The organism is Nocardia sp. NPDC058058 (genome assembly GCF_042885355.1).
GTDB lineage: Bacteria > Actinomycetota > Actinomycetes > Mycobacteriales > Mycobacteriaceae > Nocardia.
In genome coordinates, this window is record NZ_JBHVSA010000001.1 from 1,234,493 (window position 1) to 1,250,223 (window position 15,731).

At 67.9% G+C, this 15,731-nt stretch carries 14 protein-coding genes; 9 read left to right on the forward strand and 5 right to left on the reverse strand.

The features are described 5' to 3' along the window. Window positions 1-131 precede the first annotated feature (131 nt). Window positions 132-809 (forward strand): TVP38/TMEM64 family protein, encoded by a 678-nt coding sequence (locus ACFVUS_RS05670; RefSeq protein WP_387761983.1) that lies wholly within the window; start codon window positions 132-134, stop codon window positions 807-809. Here ACFVUS_RS05670 and ACFVUS_RS05675 read toward each other — a convergent pair. The 4 genes from ACFVUS_RS05675 to ACFVUS_RS05690 form a co-directional block, all read right to left on the reverse strand. Then, window positions 790-2,541 carry a hypothetical protein gene (locus ACFVUS_RS05675; RefSeq protein ID WP_387761984.1) on the reverse strand — a complete coding sequence of 584 codons (1,752 nt, stop codon included), beginning with the start codon at window positions 2,539-2,541 and terminating at the stop codon, window positions 790-792. The two genes, ACFVUS_RS05670 and ACFVUS_RS05675, sit on opposite strands and share 20 nt — an antisense overlap. Further along, the gene (locus ACFVUS_RS05680) at window positions 2,538-4,391 is read right to left on the reverse strand and encodes a hypothetical protein (RefSeq protein ID WP_387761985.1); all 1,854 of its coding nucleotides are present in this window, start codon (window positions 4,389-4,391) and stop codon (window positions 2,538-2,540) included. The genes ACFVUS_RS05675 and ACFVUS_RS05680 overlap by 4 nt, the downstream gene beginning before the upstream one ends. Further along, a complete protein-coding gene (locus ACFVUS_RS05685; protein WP_387761986.1) occupies window positions 4,363-5,706 on the reverse strand; it encodes an ABC transporter substrate-binding protein in 1,344 nt (447 codons plus the stop codon). The genes ACFVUS_RS05680 and ACFVUS_RS05685 overlap by 29 nt, the downstream gene beginning before the upstream one ends. Window positions 5,707-5,769: 63 nt before the next feature. Then, window positions 5,770-6,720 carry a pyridoxamine 5'-phosphate oxidase family protein gene (locus ACFVUS_RS05690; protein ID WP_387761987.1) on the reverse strand — a complete coding sequence of 317 codons (951 nt, stop codon included), beginning with the start codon at window positions 6,718-6,720 and terminating at the stop codon, window positions 5,770-5,772. Between the two features lie 246 nt (window positions 6,721-6,966). Here ACFVUS_RS05690 and ACFVUS_RS05695 point away from each other — a divergent pair, with 246 nt between their 5' ends. From ACFVUS_RS05695 to ACFVUS_RS05705, 3 genes are read left to right on the forward strand one after another with little or no spacing between them, the layout of a single operon-like run. After that, window positions 6,967-7,845, forward strand: a complete 879-nt coding sequence (locus ACFVUS_RS05695; RefSeq protein WP_387761988.1) for an ABC transporter permease — start codon at window positions 6,967-6,969, stop codon at window positions 7,843-7,845. Beyond that, complete coding sequence (locus tag ACFVUS_RS05700) at window positions 7,842-8,900, forward strand: ABC transporter substrate-binding protein (RefSeq protein WP_387761989.1); 1,059 nt, start codon at window positions 7,842-7,844, stop codon at window positions 8,898-8,900. Before ACFVUS_RS05695 ends, ACFVUS_RS05700 begins: the two co-directional genes overlap by 4 nt. Beyond that, window positions 8,897-9,694: an ABC transporter ATP-binding protein gene (locus tag ACFVUS_RS05705; protein WP_387761990.1), complete on the forward strand. Its 798-nt coding sequence runs from the start codon at window positions 8,897-8,899 to the stop codon at window positions 9,692-9,694. Before ACFVUS_RS05700 ends, ACFVUS_RS05705 begins: the two co-directional genes overlap by 4 nt. Before the next feature lie 90 nt (window positions 9,695-9,784). Here the strand turns inward: ACFVUS_RS05705 and ACFVUS_RS05710 are convergent, their stop codons facing one another. Next, a complete protein-coding gene (locus ACFVUS_RS05710) occupies window positions 9,785-10,114 on the reverse strand; it encodes a transglycosylase family protein (protein WP_387761991.1) in 330 nt (109 codons plus the stop codon). Window positions 10,115-10,592: 478 nt separating this feature from the next. Here ACFVUS_RS05710 and ACFVUS_RS05715 point away from each other — a divergent pair, with 478 nt between their 5' ends. The 5 genes from ACFVUS_RS05715 (at window position 10,593) to ACFVUS_RS05735 (ending at window position 15,730) form a co-directional block, all read left to right on the forward strand. Then, a complete protein-coding gene (locus ACFVUS_RS05715) occupies window positions 10,593-11,372 on the forward strand; it encodes an IclR family transcriptional regulator (RefSeq protein WP_387761993.1) in 780 nt (259 codons plus the stop codon). Window positions 11,373-11,496: 124 nt separating this feature from the next. Continuing rightward, window positions 11,497-12,597 carry an ABC transporter substrate-binding protein gene (locus ACFVUS_RS05720; protein ID WP_387761994.1) on the forward strand — a complete coding sequence of 367 codons (1,101 nt, stop codon included), beginning with the start codon at window positions 11,497-11,499 and terminating at the stop codon, window positions 12,595-12,597. Next, entirely contained in the window at window positions 12,594-13,427 is an 834-nt protein-coding gene (locus ACFVUS_RS05725) for an ABC transporter ATP-binding protein (RefSeq protein WP_387761995.1), read from the forward strand. The genes ACFVUS_RS05720 and ACFVUS_RS05725 overlap by 4 nt, the downstream gene beginning before the upstream one ends. Beyond that, window positions 13,420-14,370: an ABC transporter permease gene (locus ACFVUS_RS05730; protein WP_387761996.1), complete on the forward strand. Its 951-nt coding sequence runs from the start codon at window positions 13,420-13,422 to the stop codon at window positions 14,368-14,370. The genes ACFVUS_RS05725 and ACFVUS_RS05730 overlap by 8 nt, the downstream gene beginning before the upstream one ends. Before the next feature lie 19 nt (window positions 14,371-14,389). Then, entirely contained in the window at window positions 14,390-15,730 is a 1,341-nt protein-coding gene (locus ACFVUS_RS05735; RefSeq protein WP_387761997.1) for an LLM class flavin-dependent oxidoreductase, read from the forward strand. Window position 15,731 lies beyond the last annotated feature (1 nt).

The window sequence follows — 15,731 nt, forward strand, 5'->3', positions numbered from 1 at the left end:
GAACTGTTCAGCATGGGTATCACCATCCTTGCCGAGCCAGCCACAGCCGCGCCGCGCGCGGTCGGTAAAGTCCGCATCCGACCCATGGTGCGCACGAGGAGGACGGCGGCATTCGCGAAGTAGTGAGCGGTATGGCCGGATTGCTCGGCCGACTGCGCCAGCCACGCGTGTTGGCGACGCTGATCGGTATCGCGCTGCTGTTCGGATTGGCCGCCTTCGCACCGCATCCCGCGCCCCAGCAGATTCGCGACTGGGCCGATTCGGTCGGGCCGCTGCTGCCGCTGGTGTTCTTCGTGGTGCACACGCTGGTCTGCGTGGCACCGTTCCCGCGCACCATCTTCACCTTGAGCGCGGGCATGCTGTTCGGACCGTGGGAGGGCCTGGCATTGGCGGTGTCCGCCACCACGCTCAGCGCGGTGCTGGCATTGCTGCTGGTGCGGGCGCTCGATCAGGATCGGGTGCGCGCGCGGCTGACCCATCCGGCGGTGCGGGCGGTGGACGCGCGCCTGGCACGGCGCGGGTGGCTGGCGATCGGATCATTGCGGCTCATCGCCTTCGCGCCTTTCTCGGTGGTGAACTACTGCGCGGGCCTGTCCTCGGTGCGGATGCAGCCGTATCTGGTCGCGACCGTGCTCGGAATTCTGCCCGGGACCGTCGGCACCGTGCTGCTCGGTGACGCGCTCACCAGCAAGACCTCACCGGGGCAATTGATACTCACCGCGGCCTGTTTGGCAATCGGTGTGCTCGGACTCGTCATCGACGCGCGCGTCGCGGTGCCCGAACCGGAGGTCATGCCGGAGCCGGTGTAGGACCGCCCGCGGCATCGGCCGAACCATCGGATTCCTCTGGACGCAGCGGCCAGCGATCGATATGCCGGAGCGGTCGCACCCCGCGGCGCATCGATCCGGGAGCGGCGCGCAGCGTGGCCGCCGCTCGATCCGAATAGGTCTGTGCGAAGCGCGCTTCCGGATACAGCTCGCGCGCGTGCGCCAGCCATCCGGTGGACTGGCGCAGCACCTCGGCGGTTTGGGCGTCGCCCGCCGAATCGAGCAGATGCGCTCCGAGATCCGGATCCAGCACCGCCACCGAGCCCAGGTGCTGGAGACAGCGCGCGATACCGAGACGATCGTCCAGGGCGCGCCATTCGCCCAGCGCCGACTGCCAGCAGCGCAGGGCGCGGCGCGGCGCACCGGCCGCCCAGTCGAGAATGCCGAGCACCTCGTGCACATGCGCCAGCCCGGCCGGATCCCGCCCGTCCTCCGCCAGGGTTTCGGCCAGTTCCAGGCGATCTCGGGCGGCGTCGAGGCGGCCCTGACGCAGATGCACCAGCGCCAGATTCAGCAGTGCGCAGACCTCACCGGCCGTGTCCTCGCGCGGCAGTCGCCACCACGCGGCCTCCAGCGCGGTGGCGACGCGGTCCAGTTCCGGTGCGGCGGAATCCAGTTCGGCCAGCGCCCAGCGGTGCCCGGCGCGGGCGCGCAGGTTGGTCAGCAGTGCGCGCGGGCGGATGCGGCGCGGCGGGGTGTACGCGGGGTCCGCGCGGATTCGGGCCAGCTCACCGATCGCCGGGAACCCGAACCGGGCCGCGTCGGCGGGTGGTGGCGTGCCCCCGCCGGGCGGGAGACTCCGGTGCGGTTCCGGTGTGATTCGGGTCATCGCCGTCGCGACGCCGGTGTCGTTCTCGCCCTTGCCGATTCGCGCGTACCAGGAATCGAGCGCATCGGCGATGACCGCGAGCTGCGGCACCGCCATGCGCAGCCGCGTCAGCTCGGGGGTGTCGGCGCATCGCTCCAGCAGGCGGCGCAATCGAGGCTCCTCGATCCGGAACCACTGCCGCGCCGTGGTCGACCGCTCCGGATCATCCAGTGCCGCGGCCCATCCCGTCGCGTGTTCGGCCCGGCGTCGAATGAGTTCGAAGCAGGCCGCGCGCCATTCCGGCAGCGATCGGACCGCGGCGGTATCCGGTTCGGCGGGTGCCCGGGCCACTCGGCAGCGGCCCGAGGTCAGCTGTTCGAGTACCCCGCGCCGCACCAATTCGGCCGAAATAGCTGTGGCGGTACCGGTTCGGGGTTCCGGCAGGGCGGATCCGGCGGGCAGCCGGGCGCGGGCGGTGCCGATGGCCGCCAGCACGTCCAGCAGGATGCCGATCTCGAAATCCCGTACGGGGAGATCCCGCAGCACCGCGGCCTCGCGATAGCCGTTCAGGGTGGCGTCCTCATCGGGATCGATCGGTTCCGGCCACGGCCCGCCCGGCTCGGGGAGCTCACCCGTTCGCACCCGATGTTCCGCGGCCATCGCCGTCGTGGCCCGGAAGACCAGGATCAGACCGGCAATGACCACCAGCGGCATCAGTACCCAGCCCAGAACGCCGGACAGCAGCGTCACCACGACGTTCTCTTTGAACGCGTCGGTGATGGAGATCCGGCCGAGCTCACCGATCAGACCGGTGCCGAGTACCATCATCGCGCCCAGCATGCGTTGCAACACACCAGATTTCGGCGTCGCGATGACATTGGTATCGGCGTCGCGGGAAGAGGTCATCGCACCGCTCCCCCGGTCAGCCCGGGCACCAGCCAACGTCGCCAGAACAGCAGCAGCAGTGTCACCGGCACCACCGCCGACACCAGCGCACCGGCCGCGAGCTGTGCCGCGTTCTGATCGAATTGGCGGGTATCGCCCCACAGCAGCAGCGCCCACGGGCTCGCGCCCGCACCGCTGATCAGCAGTCCGATGAAGAAGTCGTTCCAGACCTGGATGAACTCGAGCACGGCCACCGCGCCGAGCGCCGGACGGACCGCCCGCAGCACCCGGCCGGTGACGACCCGCGCGGGTGCGAGACCGTAGAGCGCGTCCGCCGCCGGGGTGTAGGCGGGCGCGAGCAGTGCGCCACGCAGGATCAGAATCGCGATGGGCAGTCCCGCCGCCGCATGGGTGAAGATCAATGGCACCCGGGTGCCCGCGAAACCCCAGGCGTTGATCACATCGTGCAGCGGTCCCAGGTACATCTGCGCGGGCAGCACCGTGAGAAACACCAGGCAGGGCACCACGATTCGCGCCCCGATGCCGGTACGCACCGCGGCCAGCCGATGCGCCACCTGCACCGAAACCAGCAGCACGATGAGCGTGACCAGCACCGCCACACTCGCGGTGATGCCGAGCGCACGCCACAGTCCCCCGTCATGCCCGATCGCACGCAACTGCGCGCGCACCGACCGCCCGGAGCTGCCGAGCGCCTCCCACGCCAAGATGCCGATCGGGAGCAACGAGACACACGTCAGCCCCAATACCGCCAGCCATTGCACGAAACCCGTTCGCTCCCGGCCGGTTTCCGGAATTCGGGTGCCCGCGGTCCAGCTCATTCGATGCCCGCGAATACCGGCCTGCGCCCACAATGCCGCCAGCCCGAGCGCCACGGCCAGCGGCAGCGCATAGGCGGCGGCCTCACCGCACCATGGCCCGCACGCCGCCGAGGTGCGCCACCAGTACACGGTCGCGCTGTCGATCTGATACTGCATGGAGCGCGGCACCGAGGCCAGGATGGCATCGAATACCCGGGCCGCCGCCACGCCCACCACCAGCATGGCGATCAGCCACACCGGTTGCACCAGCCGCAGCAGCCGAAACACCAAGTGCGGCCGGGTTTCCTGATAGAGCTCCCCGGCCCGCACCTCATCGGCGTCGATGGCCAGCAGCGCCGCCCGGAACAGGCCGGTGAGCAGGCCGAGCCAGGTCCAGGCGAAGGCCAGCACCAGCAGTACCCCGAAGGCGATGCGATAGGCGATGACACCGCCGAGTTCGCGGTCCTCGGTCAGATGATCGAAGAGCAGCCGGAACGCGATGCCCGCGGTGAACGCCGAAATGCCGAACGGCAGGATCAGCGGCCGCCACATCCAGCGGAGTCGACGGGTGAACCAGGCGATGGCCAGCGCCAGCAGCACCAGCAGCGCCGCGACGACCACCCATCCGACCGTGAACAGATACGCGCGCACACCGTCGGGAGTGAGACCGCGACCGATCAGCACGACCGCGGCGGCGGCCCCCACGACGGCCCAGCTGACCGCCACCGGCAGCACCGCCGGTAGCGACGGGAAGCGGCGCTTGATATCTCGCGCGATGGCCGCGGGGATGGCGGCGAGCACCAGCAACCCGCAGCCGAGCGTCAACCCGGGCCGCGCCCGCGCCGCGAGCCAGACGGTATAGAGCGACGGCGCCACGATGAAGACCGTGATCAGGCCGAGCGCGGGCAGCAGAATGACCGCGCCGATCCATTTGCGCGGATGCCTGCCGGGAATGAGCGGGCCGGACAGGCGGCGCGGAGCCAGCTCCAGGTCGAGGCCGTGCGAATGCAGTGCGTCCATGGTGTCAGTCGCGCCGCCGGCGTTCGAGTTCATCGATGGCGGCGACGGCATCGCGCACCGCCGTATCGATGCCCGCGGTATCGAGTGCGGTGAGGAAATCGGTCAGCACCCGCCACAGATCGAAACGACCACCGCTGGAACCGATTCGGTCACCGAGGTCGAAAGCGGTCCAGTCCCGGAAGCGAGCGGCGACCGGGGCGATCAGCGGTGAATACGCCTGCGGGGTGCGCTGATTGGCGGCGACGAAACCGCCGTAGCGGCTGATCCAGGGCAGCGCGGCGCGCGGTTGCGCGAGCAGGGATACCAGTTGCGCCGCGGTGTCTTTGGCGGAGCTGGTCACCACCATGACATCTCCGCCCGCGATCAGCGGCGCACCGCTCCTACCGACTGCCGCGGGGAATGGCGCGACACCGACGGTGCTCTCCAGTGCGGCGGCCGGGACGCAGGCCCGCACGATCGGCTCCGCGAAATCCGGCGCGACCACCATGACCGCCGAATGACGCTGGAACACATCGCGAATCGCGTCCGGGAACTGCCGGGTGAGGGTCTTGCCGATATCGCCGGGAAAGGCGTGCCGATGACCCCAGACCGCCGCCAGATCGCGCAGCGCGGAACCGATGGCGGCGGGCGGCTGCCCGCTCGCGTCCAGCCAGAGCGCCGGATTCGCCAGCCGGTCATAGACATCGGGATATTCGGCCCACAGCACGTTCTCGAAGAAATCGGTCAGCACCCAGCCGTCCGCCGCGCCGAGTGCGAGCAGGCTCATCCCCGCATCCGATACCGCATCCATATGATTCGGCCAACTGCGGAACGGCCAGGTGCCGGGATCCGGCAGGCCCAACTTCCGCAGCCGCTCCCGGTCGTACCAAATGAGTGATTTACAAGCCTGTTTGAACGGCAGCCCGTACAGCCGGTTACCGGCGGCGGGAATTCGCAGCAGCGATTGCCACCCCGGGGCGTACTCCGCAGCTCCCCCGGCGGTCCACAGCGCATCGTCGAGCGCCCGTAATCGCTTGTCCTCGGCGAGTTTGCGCACCTGTCCGGCCTGCGGGAGCATGACGATATCGGGGGCCGAACGCCCCGCGCCGAATACCGTGCCGATATCGTCCCCGAGCGGTACCACCTCGGTGGGATGCCCGAAATCCACTGCGGTAAGCACACTTTCGAAGGCATCGAGTTCGGAGCCACCCCAGGACACCGCGATCCGCACCGCATCGGAGCGCGCCCCGAATCCAGGTGCGCAGGCGGCCGTCACGGGCAGCAGTACACCTGCCCGCAGCACCGCTCTCCGAGTCGCCATACCCGCCCCGCCCGCCCCGGGCCGCGCTTCGGCCGTACCGGCGAGCATGTAAAACCATACTGCCCGAGCACGTTCCGAGCGGGGACTTACGGGAACCCGACGCGCTCTCGGTCAGCGCAGCGCGTCGAGTAGGCCTTCCTGCTGCGCTTTCTTCAGGCCGCGACGGGCCAGGAAACCATTCGCGAGCAGTAGCAGGGTCTTGTTCGGGGGCGCGGCGAAACCGGAGGCGGTGTGTGGGGCGTAGGTGCCCGTCTCGCCGTCGGCTTCGAGCCAGCCGGTGTGCTGACGTGATTCCAGGCCGATCAGTTTGGGCCGGTAGTCGTGCGCGAGCAGCCCCGCGCGGCGGCCGCCGCCGGGAGCACCGGCGGGGATGGCAAGGTGCAGGCCTTCGGGGCCGGACCCGGTGACATCGACGGGGACGATGGCCGGGAAACCGTCCGCCTGACGGTAGGACAGCAGGCGGAAGGGCAGACGATCGGCCTTGGCCGCGGCCTTGTCCACCTCGACCCGCGGCACGGTGCCGCCCGCGGGTGGCTTCTGCGAGGGCGCACTCCCGGTCGGCAGCGGTTCACCGAAAACCTCGGGCACACAGGTGGTTTCGAGATCCGGCCAGACGATGATGCGATGCACCGCGACGGTGACCACGACCCGGTCGGCGTAATAGGCGCTCAACCACCGGTCCCAGAATCGCCCCTGTTTGGGCGGGCCCACGAACGGCACGACCCGTTCGCCGATGTCCTCCATGGTGGCCCGGTCCGGCGTCACATCGAACGTCGCCGAACCCTGCACGAGCACGTACCGCTGGTTCGAGAAATCGCCCAGGCCGTGTTTGCGCGAGTGGAAGGCAAGCGCCACTTGCGGATTGCGCTTCATCCGCTCCAACTTGCGCCCGAATCCCAGCGAGGTGGTGAACCCCACCGTGCCCCGCTCCCGATCGCGCAGCCCGATCGGTGCGACCGCCGAGACCACGGCACCGCCCGCCGGAGTGAGGTAGGCCAGCGCGCAGGTCAGGTCACCGCCGAGGACCTCGTCCACCTCGTCCGGCCAGGTCACAACACTCATACACAGGAGCGTAGGCCGCCACATCCGACACCGGGCCGTGACGAGATAACGCTTGGATAATGGCTCCCGCGCACCGCGCGGCGGATCGCCCACCTTTCGCTTCGGCGTGCGCCCGGACGCACGCACTTCAAATCACGGTGATCGGGTATCTGGGCAGGACCGCGTGCGGGGGAAAGGATCGGGCCGGACGGTTATGGCCCCTCGACGGGAGGTGGCCGACCGCGACGGTATCGGAGGACGGGCGGCATGATCAGCCTCGGGGCGACCCGAACCGCCACGCGCACAGTGGAACTCGGTAGGGCGCAGACAATCGGCCTGGCCGGGCGGTTGCGCGGGATCGGGGTGCGGGTGCTGTCGCTGGCCGTGCTGCTGGTGCTGTGGTGGGCGATCAGCGCGGCGCGGATCGTCGATCAGCAGTTCCTGCCGACGCCCGGGGCGGTGTGGCGGGCATTCGTGCGCGCGAACAGCTGGCACGAGCTGGCACCGGGTGTGCCGCGCGAGGTGCGCGGGGAGCAGAACTACTTCCTCTGGGAGCATCTGCTGGCCAGTTTGCAGCGCATCGGCGCGGGCGCGGGCGCGGCCGTCATCCTGGGTCCACTGGTGGGTTTCGCGCTGGGCACCTCGCGCACGCTGGCCACCATCGTCGAGCCGTACCTGAATTTCCTGCGCGCGCTGCCGCCGCTGGGCTATATCGGCCTGCTCATCGTTTGGTTCGGCATCGGCGACACCTCGAAAATCTGGCTGCTGTTCCTGGCCGCGTTCCCGCCGCTGGTGATCGCGACAATGACCGGCGTGCACGGGGTTTCGGCCGATCGGATCAACGCGGCCCGATCCCTGGGCGCGAATCGTCGCCAGGTGATCACCCGGGTGCTGTTGCCCGCCACCCTCCCCGAGGTCATCGGCGGCATCCGCGTAGCCATCGGATTCGCCTGGACCACAGTGGTCGCCGCCGAACTCGACAACGGCATTCCCGGCATCGGCGGCCTCGCCTATCTGTCCGGTCAGCGCCTGGACACCGCGCTCACCATGGCCTGCATCATCGTTATCGGTCTCACCGCGCTCGGGTTGGACGCGGCGATCAAGCGGATCGGCGACCTCGCCGTCCCATGGAAAGGCAAAGCATGAAACGCAAACTTGTCGCATTGGCACTGGCCGGAGTCCTCGCCGCCGCCCTCTCGGGCTGCGTGGAGTCCGGACGGACCGATCAGTCACGCGCGGGCGGCGACAAGGTGGCGTGCCCGGTACCCGTCGACGAATCCTTCACCGGCACGGTGCGACTGGGGTATCAGGACATTCCCAATGGCGCGCTCGTGGTGAAGGACGCCGGGCTGTTGGAGACCTGCCTGCCGAACGCCAAGATCACCTGGAGCAAGTTCGCCTCGGGGGCGACGGTTATTCAGGCGTTCGGGTCCAATTCGCTGGATCTGGGACTGCTCGGGAGTGCGGCTGCGGCGCGGGCGATTTCGGCTCCGCTCAATATCGATATGAAGGTGGTGTGGATCCACGATGTGATCGGATCCGCGGAATCGCTGGTGGTGAAGGATCCGGCGATCACCTCGGTGGCGGGGCTGCGGGGGAAGAAGATCGCGGTGCCGTTCGCGAGCACCTCGCATTACAGTCTGCTCGGCGCACTCGCGGCGGCGGGGATCGAACGCGATGTGACGCTCGTAAACCTCACGCCCGACGCGATTCTCGGCGCATGGCGCGATAGCGGTATCGACGCCGCGTTCATCTGGGAGCCGACGCTGACCGAATTGCTGAAGAACGGGCATACCGTCACCACCGCCGCCGAGACCGCCAAGTCCGGGAAGCCGACCTTCGATCTCGAGGGTGCGCGCAGCGATTTCGTGAGCGCCAATCCGAAGTTCCTCACGGTGTGGACGGCCGCGCAGAACTGGGCGGTGCACCAGCTCGCCAATGATCCGCAGGCCGCGGCCACACACATCGCGGCGCAGCTCGGCATCTCGGTGGACGCGGTGCGCAAGCAGCTGCCGGGCTATGTCTTCCTCGATGCCGCGACGCAGGCGGGCGCGCCCTACCTGGGCAAGCAGCTCGGCTCCGATCTTCAGGGCGCGGCGCAATTCCTGTTGAGCCAGGGCGAGATTCAGGGTCTGGCCGCACCGGAGAAGTACGCCGGGGCGGTCTACGCCGATGCCGCGACGGCGGCGAGCGCCAAGTGAGTTCCGCTGTCGCACAGCGTGATCGGGTCGTGCTGAGCGAGGTGTCCAAGACCTACGACACCGCGACCGGATCGACGGTGGCGCTGTCCCCCACCGATCTGGTCATCGAACCCGGCGAGTTCGTGAGCGTGGTCGGGCCGTCCGGTTGCGGTAAGACCACTCTGCTGCAACTGCTCGGCGGGTTCCTCACCCCGACCACCGGCGCGCTGCTGGTGGGCGCGGACCCCATCGCGGGCCCGAGCCCCGAACGCGGTGTGGTGTTCCAGGCCCCGACGCTGTACCCGTGGCTGTCGGTGCGCGGGAACATCGAGTTCGGACCCAAGTGCCGGGGCGTGGACAAGCGGACCCGGCGCGCGGAGTCCGATCGCCTGCTGGACCTGGTCGGCCTGGGCGATGTGGGCGGTAAGCGGCCCTATGAGCTGTCCGGCGGTATGCAGCAGCGCGCGCAGATCGCCCGGGTGCTGATCAACGATCCGCGCATCATCCTCATGGACGAGCCGTTCGGGGCCCTGGACCAGCTCACCAGGGAGCGATTGCAGGTCGAACTGCTGCGACTGTGGCGGCAGGCGGGCAAGACCGTCGTCTTCGTGACCCACTCGGTGGAAGAGGCCGTGTTCCTGTCCACCCGTGTCCTGGTCATGAGCGCCCGCCCCGGCCGGGTCATCCTGGATCGCCGGATCGACCTGCCGGGCGATGACGCGGACGCCGTGCGCGAGCTGCGGGTCACCGCGACCCCGGAGTTCCAGGCGCTCAAATCCGAACTGGCACAGGCGATCTACGACGCCCATCGCTAGCGGTACCGACACGAAATGGCCCCGGATCGCCATTGATCCGGGGCCATCGTCATGCTTGGTGCGCCGGTCGAACCGGCAGCGCGCGGTACCTTACAGGTACGCGCCGCAGTGCGGCCACGCGCCCGCGCCCTGACCGGCGAGCACGTTCTCCGCGACGCGGATCTGCTCTTCGCGGCTGGCGTTCGCGGCATTGCCCGCGCCGCCGTAGGCGTTCCAGGTGCTCTGGGTGAACTGCAGGCCGCCGTAGAAGCCGTTACCGGTGTTGGCGCCCCAGTTGCCGCTGCTCTCGCACTGTGCGACGGCGTCCCAGTTGCCCGAGGCAGCCGAGGCGGTGCCGGTGGACATCGCGAACGGGACAGCGGCGAGAATGCCGGTGGCGGCGGTGGCGACGAGCATGCGGGTGCTGAACTTGCGAGTCATATGGGATTCCTGGCCTGCGCCCTGCCGGCCCGCGCTCTCGGCTGCGGGTCCCCGTCCCCAGGGATGTCGGTTTCGTTCGAACCGCGGGACGGGGTTGCCGGTGTTCGGCGGTTCGATTTCGGACTCGTTGATTCGAGCCGTGAACGACGGTAACGGAACAATCACAACTAATCACGGGGCGATCACGGGCGGTTGACAAATTGGCGTGCACCGCACTCGCGGAGTTTATGCAGACAGCACCGGACGAATGGTGAATTACATTGTTCGAATTCACCGCCGATAATGTGACGGAGGCCACTCGAAAATAGTGACCCGGGTCGCGTAATAGAAATAGATTTCGAGCGATGCGGACCCCTTCCCGAGACCCGATTCGACCGGCTTCTCGAGACCTGCGATCGGGGTGCGCACAACCATTGCCGCCGGTCAGAGCCATGACCATAGTTCCGGGGACCACTGTTTCGTCCCCGCAGGAGGACCTATGGCCACCGAGGAACCGCGCTCCGGCGCCCGTGCCGTCGACCGCGCGATCGGGGTGCTGAGCTGCTTCGAAGGCGATCCCGAGCTGTCGGTGAGCGAGCTGGCGCACCTGGCCGATCTACCGGTGAGCACCGTGCACCGGCTCGCCCAGGCGCTGGTGCGCGGGCGGCTGCTCGAACAGGACCCCGCGACGGACCGTTACCGCATCGGTCACGGCCTGGCATCGCTGGCGCGGCCCGCGCTCGGGCGGTTCGGCCTGGACTCGGCCGCACCCCACCTGTACGCGCTGGCGGCCGGAATCGGCATCACCGTGACCGTGAGCATGGCCGAGGACCGGGACGCGGTCACGGTGTTCCAGGCCAGGCCACCGGTGTATTTCTGCCCGAACCAGCTGCCCCGGGACCGGCGGCCGCTGCGGGCCAGCGCGGCCGGGCACGCACTGCTGGCCTTCTCCCCCTTCGACACCATCGCCGAGGAGCACGCCGCCCGGCGCGATACCCACCCGGCGCGGACCCCCGGCCTGCACACCGATCTCGACCGCGTCCGGCGCAGCGGTTTCGCCACCGAACTCATGCCGACCGACGATCCGATCCGCGCGGTCGCGGTGCCGATCGTCGGACCCGATAAACGGGTGCGCGGCGCGATCGCGGTACAGGCGCGTTCGGCGCGCCTCAATGCCGAACTGATCCGAAATATCGTGCCCGCCATGCGGATCACCGCCGGGCGTATCGCACCCCTGTTCCAAACCGTCGGCGGGGCAACGGATTCCGCCGTCGAATAAGAATCACGCTGATTTCCACATCGTGAAAAGACGATTGCCGCACCGTCCCGGCGACGACACCATCTGATCAACCGATCATTGGCGAATACGCGTTACCGCATACGCGTTCATCGAAAGAATCACTATGGCTTCCGTTTCCAGACCCGCACGAGCATTTCGACCTGCTCGAACGCTGCGCATACTCGCCGCCGCGTTCGCCATCACCAGCGCCGTGGGGGTGCTCACCGGCTGCGGTAAGTCCGAACCCGCCACCACCGCCGACGGGAAAACCGTTGTGCGCTACCAGGGTCAAACCGGACAGGTGACACCGTTCGAACTCGCCGCGGATCTGGGCTACTTCAATAAGATCAGCCTGCACTGGGAGGGCGACACCACCAGCGGCCCGGCCAATATCCAGGCCGCGGCGACCAAGCAGATCGAGTTCGGCAGCGCCTTCAACGGCGCGGTGATCAAGCTGGTCGCCGGTGGTGCACCGGTCACCGCCGTGCTGAGTTCCTATGGGGCGGACGATGAATCGTTCACCGGCTACTTCGTCAAGGACGATTCGGGCATCACCTCGGCGCGGGACCTGATCGGCAAGAAGGTCGGCGTCAACACCCTGGGCGCGCACCACGAGTTCGTCACCCGCGAGTGGCTGCATCAGCAGGGGCTCAGCGATGCCGAGATCAAGCAGGTGCAGCTGGTGGTGCTGCCGCCCGCCAATACCGAGGACGCATTGCGCAAGGGACAGATCGACGCGGCGGCCCTGGGCTCGGTATTCCGCGATAATGCCGTCGATCGCGGCGGCCTGCACCCGCTGTACACCGATAAGGATTTGTTCGGCAAATTCGATTACGGCACTTATGTTTTCCGCAACGACTACCTGAAGTCGCAGCCGGACGCGGTGGCCGACTTCGTGCAGGGCACCGCCCGCGCCACCCGCTGGTTGCAGGTGACACCGCGCGATCAGGTGGTGGCGCGCTTCGAATCCATCATCACCAAGCGCGGCCGCAATGAGAACACCGGACTGCTGAAGTACTACAAGAGCTCGGGCATCCCGGTGCCCGGTGCGGTGGTCGAGGATCGCGAGTTCCAGGTCTGGCTCGACTGGCTGGTGCGCAATGGTGAACTGCCCGCGGGCAAGTACCAGGCCAAGGATCTCTACACCAATAAGGACAACCCGTACAGCAACGGCAAGTACCCCGCCGGTGCGGGGCCCAGTGGTGAAGCGGCGGCGGCGAAATGAGCGGGGTCAAGCTCGCGCTGAGCGGGGTGCGCAAGGACTTCCCGGTGCGCGGGGAGAACGCCGCGTTCACCGCGCTCGAGGACATCACGGTCGAGGTGCGGGACGGGGAATTCCTGGTTCTGGTGGGGCCCAGCGGTTCCGGTAAGTCCACGCTGCTGGATCTGCTGGGCGGGCTGAGCAAGCCGACCACGGGGCAGATCCTTCTCGATGGCGCGCCGATCACCGGGCCGGGCCTCGATCGCGGGATCGTCTTCCAGCAGTACGCGCTGCTGCCGTGGCGCACGGCTCGCACGAATATCGAATTCGGTTTGGAGGCCAAGGGAATTCGACGGCGCGAACGGCGGCAGATCGCCGAACACTACCTCGAATTGGTCGGCCTGGCCGGATTCGGCGATCGGTATCCGCATGAGCTTTCCGGCGGGATGAAGCAGCGCGTCGCCATTGCCCGCAGCCTGGCGTTCGATCCCGAGGTGCTGCTCATGGACGAGCCGTTCGCGGCACTGGACGCGCAGACCCGGGAATCGTTGCAGGACGAGCTGCTGCGCATCTGGAAGGCCACCGGCAAGACGATCCTGTTCATCACGCACGGTATCGACGAGGCGGTCTACCTCGGGCAGCGCGTCGCGGTGCTCACCTCCCGGCCCGGGCGGGTCAAGGCGGTCGTCGATATCGAACTCGATCGTGACGGGGACGCCGATATCCGCTCCAGTGAGAGCTTTCGCGAAGTGCGGCACCACATCTGGTCGCTGCTGCGCGATGAAGTCGCCCGGGCGCAGGGCCAGGAGACCGCCGCGCTCGCCGCCACCGACAGGAGAGCCAGCCATGTCTAGCGCACTTCAGGTCACCGCAACGGCCGGTCTGAAAGAGTCCGACGTCGACCGCGATACGACCGCACCATCGGGCGCGGTCTCATCCTCGAACGGCGAGACGCTAACACCTACCGAACGCGCATCCACCCGAGCTGTTCCCGCCCCGGCGGTTTCCACAGCGCGCATCGGCAGGATCGCCGGACGGCTGGCGTGGCGAATCATCAAGCCCAGCTTGGCGATTGTGCTGTTCCTGATCATCTGGCAGCTCGCGCCGCGATTCGGGCTGGTGGATCCGGTCTTCCTGCCGCCGTTCTCGGATGTGTGGTCGGCGGGGCTGGAGCTGTTCCGGTCCGGTCAGCTCGGTGAACATGTGTCGGCGAGCCTGACGCGCTCGGGTATCGGCTTCTCGATCGCGGTGGCGTCCGCCATTCCGGTGGGCGTGGCCATTGCCTGGTATCGGCCGGTGGCGGAATTCATTTCCCCGATTCTCGAACTGTTCCGCAATACCGCCGCGCTGGCGCTGCTTCCGGTGTTCGTGCTCATTCTCGGCATCGGCGAGACCTCCAAGATCGCGCTGGTGGTGTACGCCAGCTTCTTCCCGATCCTGCTGAACACCATCAGCGGTGTGCGCAGTGTCGATCCGCTGCTCATCAAATCCGCTGTATCACTGGGTTTCTCACCCATTCCGCTGTTCGCCAAGGTGGTGCTGCCCGCGGCCGTGCCCGCCATCTTCACCGGTATCCGAATGGCCGCCTCGGCCTCCATCCTGGTGCTGATCGCGGCCGAAATGGTCGGGGCGCGCGCCGGTCTCGGCTATCTGATCACCGCGGCACAGCAGAACTTCCAGATTCCCGCCATGTACGCGGGCATCGTCACCATCTCGCTACTGGGACTGGCGTTCAACGGCCTGCTGGTCGCGCTCGAACGCCGACTGTCCCGCTGGCGCGTCCAGTCCGAACGCTGATTTCGAAGGAACACTTTCCATGTCACGCAAGACTTTTCACATCAATGCCTTCCTGATGGGCGTCGGGCACCACGAAGCCGCCTGGCGGCACCCGCGCACCCGGGAGCATCAGGTGCTGGAGGTGGGTCACTTCCAGGAGCTCGGGCGCATAGCCGAGCGCGGCAGGCTGGATTCGGTGTTCTTCGCCGACGGGCTCGCGGTCGGGCCGCGCATCAAGCGCAATACCCTCGCGGTCTTCGAACCGGTCACCCTGCTCGCGGCCATCGCGACCGCGACCGAACACGTCGGGCTCATCGCCACCGCGTCGACCACCTATAACGAACCCTTCAATCTGGCACGCAAATTCGCTTCCCTCGATCACATCAGCGGTGGCCGCGCGGGCTGGAATATCGTCACCTCCGGCAATGAGCAGGAGGCGTTCAATTTCGGCTACGACTCGATTCCCGAGCATGCGCGCCGCTATGAGCGGGCACAGGAATTCGTGGATGTGGCCGTGCAGCTGTGGGACAGCTGGGAGAGCGATGCCATCGTGCTCGATCCGCAGGAGGGCGTCTTCGCCGATCCGGACAAGGTACACACCATCGACTATCGGGGTGAGCGCTTCCAGGTGCAGGGCCCGCTGAACTCACCGCGCAGTCCGCAGGGCCGCCCGCTGCTGGTGCAGGCCGGATCCTCGGAAAGCGGAAAGGAATTCGCGGCCCGCTACGCCGAGGCCGTGTTCACCGCGCAGCGCACCCTCGAGGAAGGCCAGGAGTTCTACCGCGATCTCAAATCGCGCCTGGCCAAGTACGGCCGCTCCGCCGATGAGCTGAAGGTGCTGCCCGGCCTGGTGCCGTTCATCGCCGACACCGAAGAAGAGGCGCTGGCCCTGGAGCAGGAGTTCACCGATCTGATCTCCCCGGATTACGCACTGCGCCAGCTCTCCTCGCTGCTCGGTATCGATCTCACCGAACACGCCCTGGACGCGCCGCTGCCCCCGCTGCCGCCGGAAAGCGAGATCGAGGGTGGCAAGAGCCGCTTCACCCTGGTCAAGGAGCTGGCCGAGAAGGAACACCTGACCGTGCGCCAGCTGATCGGCAAGCTCGGCGGCGGGCGCGGACACCGCACCCTGGCGGGCACGCCCGAACAGATCGCCGATGACCTGCAGAGCTGGTTCGAGGGCGGCGCGGCCGACGGCTTCAACATCATGCCGCCGTACTTGCCCGGCGGACTCGAGGACTTCGTGGACAAGGTCGTCCCGATCCTGCAGGAACGCGGGCTCTTCCGCACCGAATACACCGCCACCACCCTGCGCGGTCACTACGGCCTGGAGCCGGTGGAGAGCCAGTTCGCGCCGACCGAAATCCAGGCCACCGCCTGAA

Bases quoted from the DNA above. Each gene is read 5' to 3' on its own strand.
- ACFVUS_RS05670 (WP_387761983.1), top strand. From the start codon at position 132: ATGGCCGGATTGCTCGGCCGACTGCGCCAGCCACGCGTGTTGGCGACG.
- ACFVUS_RS05675 (WP_387761984.1), bottom strand. From the start codon at position 2,541: ATGACCTCTTCCCGCGACGCCGATACCAATGTCATCGCGACGCCGAAA.
- ACFVUS_RS05680 (WP_387761985.1), bottom strand. From the start codon at position 4,391: ATGAACTCGAACGCCGGCGGCGCGACTGACACCATGGACGCACTGCAT.
- ACFVUS_RS05685 (WP_387761986.1), bottom strand. From the start codon at position 5,706: ATGCTCGCCGGTACGGCCGAAGCGCGGCCCGGGGCGGGCGGGGCGGGT.
- ACFVUS_RS05690 (WP_387761987.1), bottom strand. From the start codon at position 6,720: ATGAGTGTTGTGACCTGGCCGGACGAGGTGGACGAGGTCCTCGGCGGT.
- ACFVUS_RS05695 (WP_387761988.1), top strand. From the start codon at position 6,967: ATGATCAGCCTCGGGGCGACCCGAACCGCCACGCGCACAGTGGAACTC.
- ACFVUS_RS05700 (WP_387761989.1), top strand. From the start codon at position 7,842: ATGAAACGCAAACTTGTCGCATTGGCACTGGCCGGAGTCCTCGCCGCC.
- ACFVUS_RS05710 (WP_387761991.1), bottom strand. From the start codon at position 10,114: ATGACTCGCAAGTTCAGCACCCGCATGCTCGTCGCCACCGCCGCCACC.
- ACFVUS_RS05715 (WP_387761993.1), top strand. From the start codon at position 10,593: ATGGCCACCGAGGAACCGCGCTCCGGCGCCCGTGCCGTCGACCGCGCG.
- ACFVUS_RS05720 (WP_387761994.1), top strand. From the start codon at position 11,497: ATGGCTTCCGTTTCCAGACCCGCACGAGCATTTCGACCTGCTCGAACG.
- ACFVUS_RS05725 (WP_387761995.1), top strand. From the start codon at position 12,594: ATGAGCGGGGTCAAGCTCGCGCTGAGCGGGGTGCGCAAGGACTTCCCG.
- ACFVUS_RS05730 (WP_387761996.1), top strand. From the start codon at position 13,420: ATGTCTAGCGCACTTCAGGTCACCGCAACGGCCGGTCTGAAAGAGTCC.
- ACFVUS_RS05735 (WP_387761997.1), top strand. From the start codon at position 14,390: ATGTCACGCAAGACTTTTCACATCAATGCCTTCCTGATGGGCGTCGGG.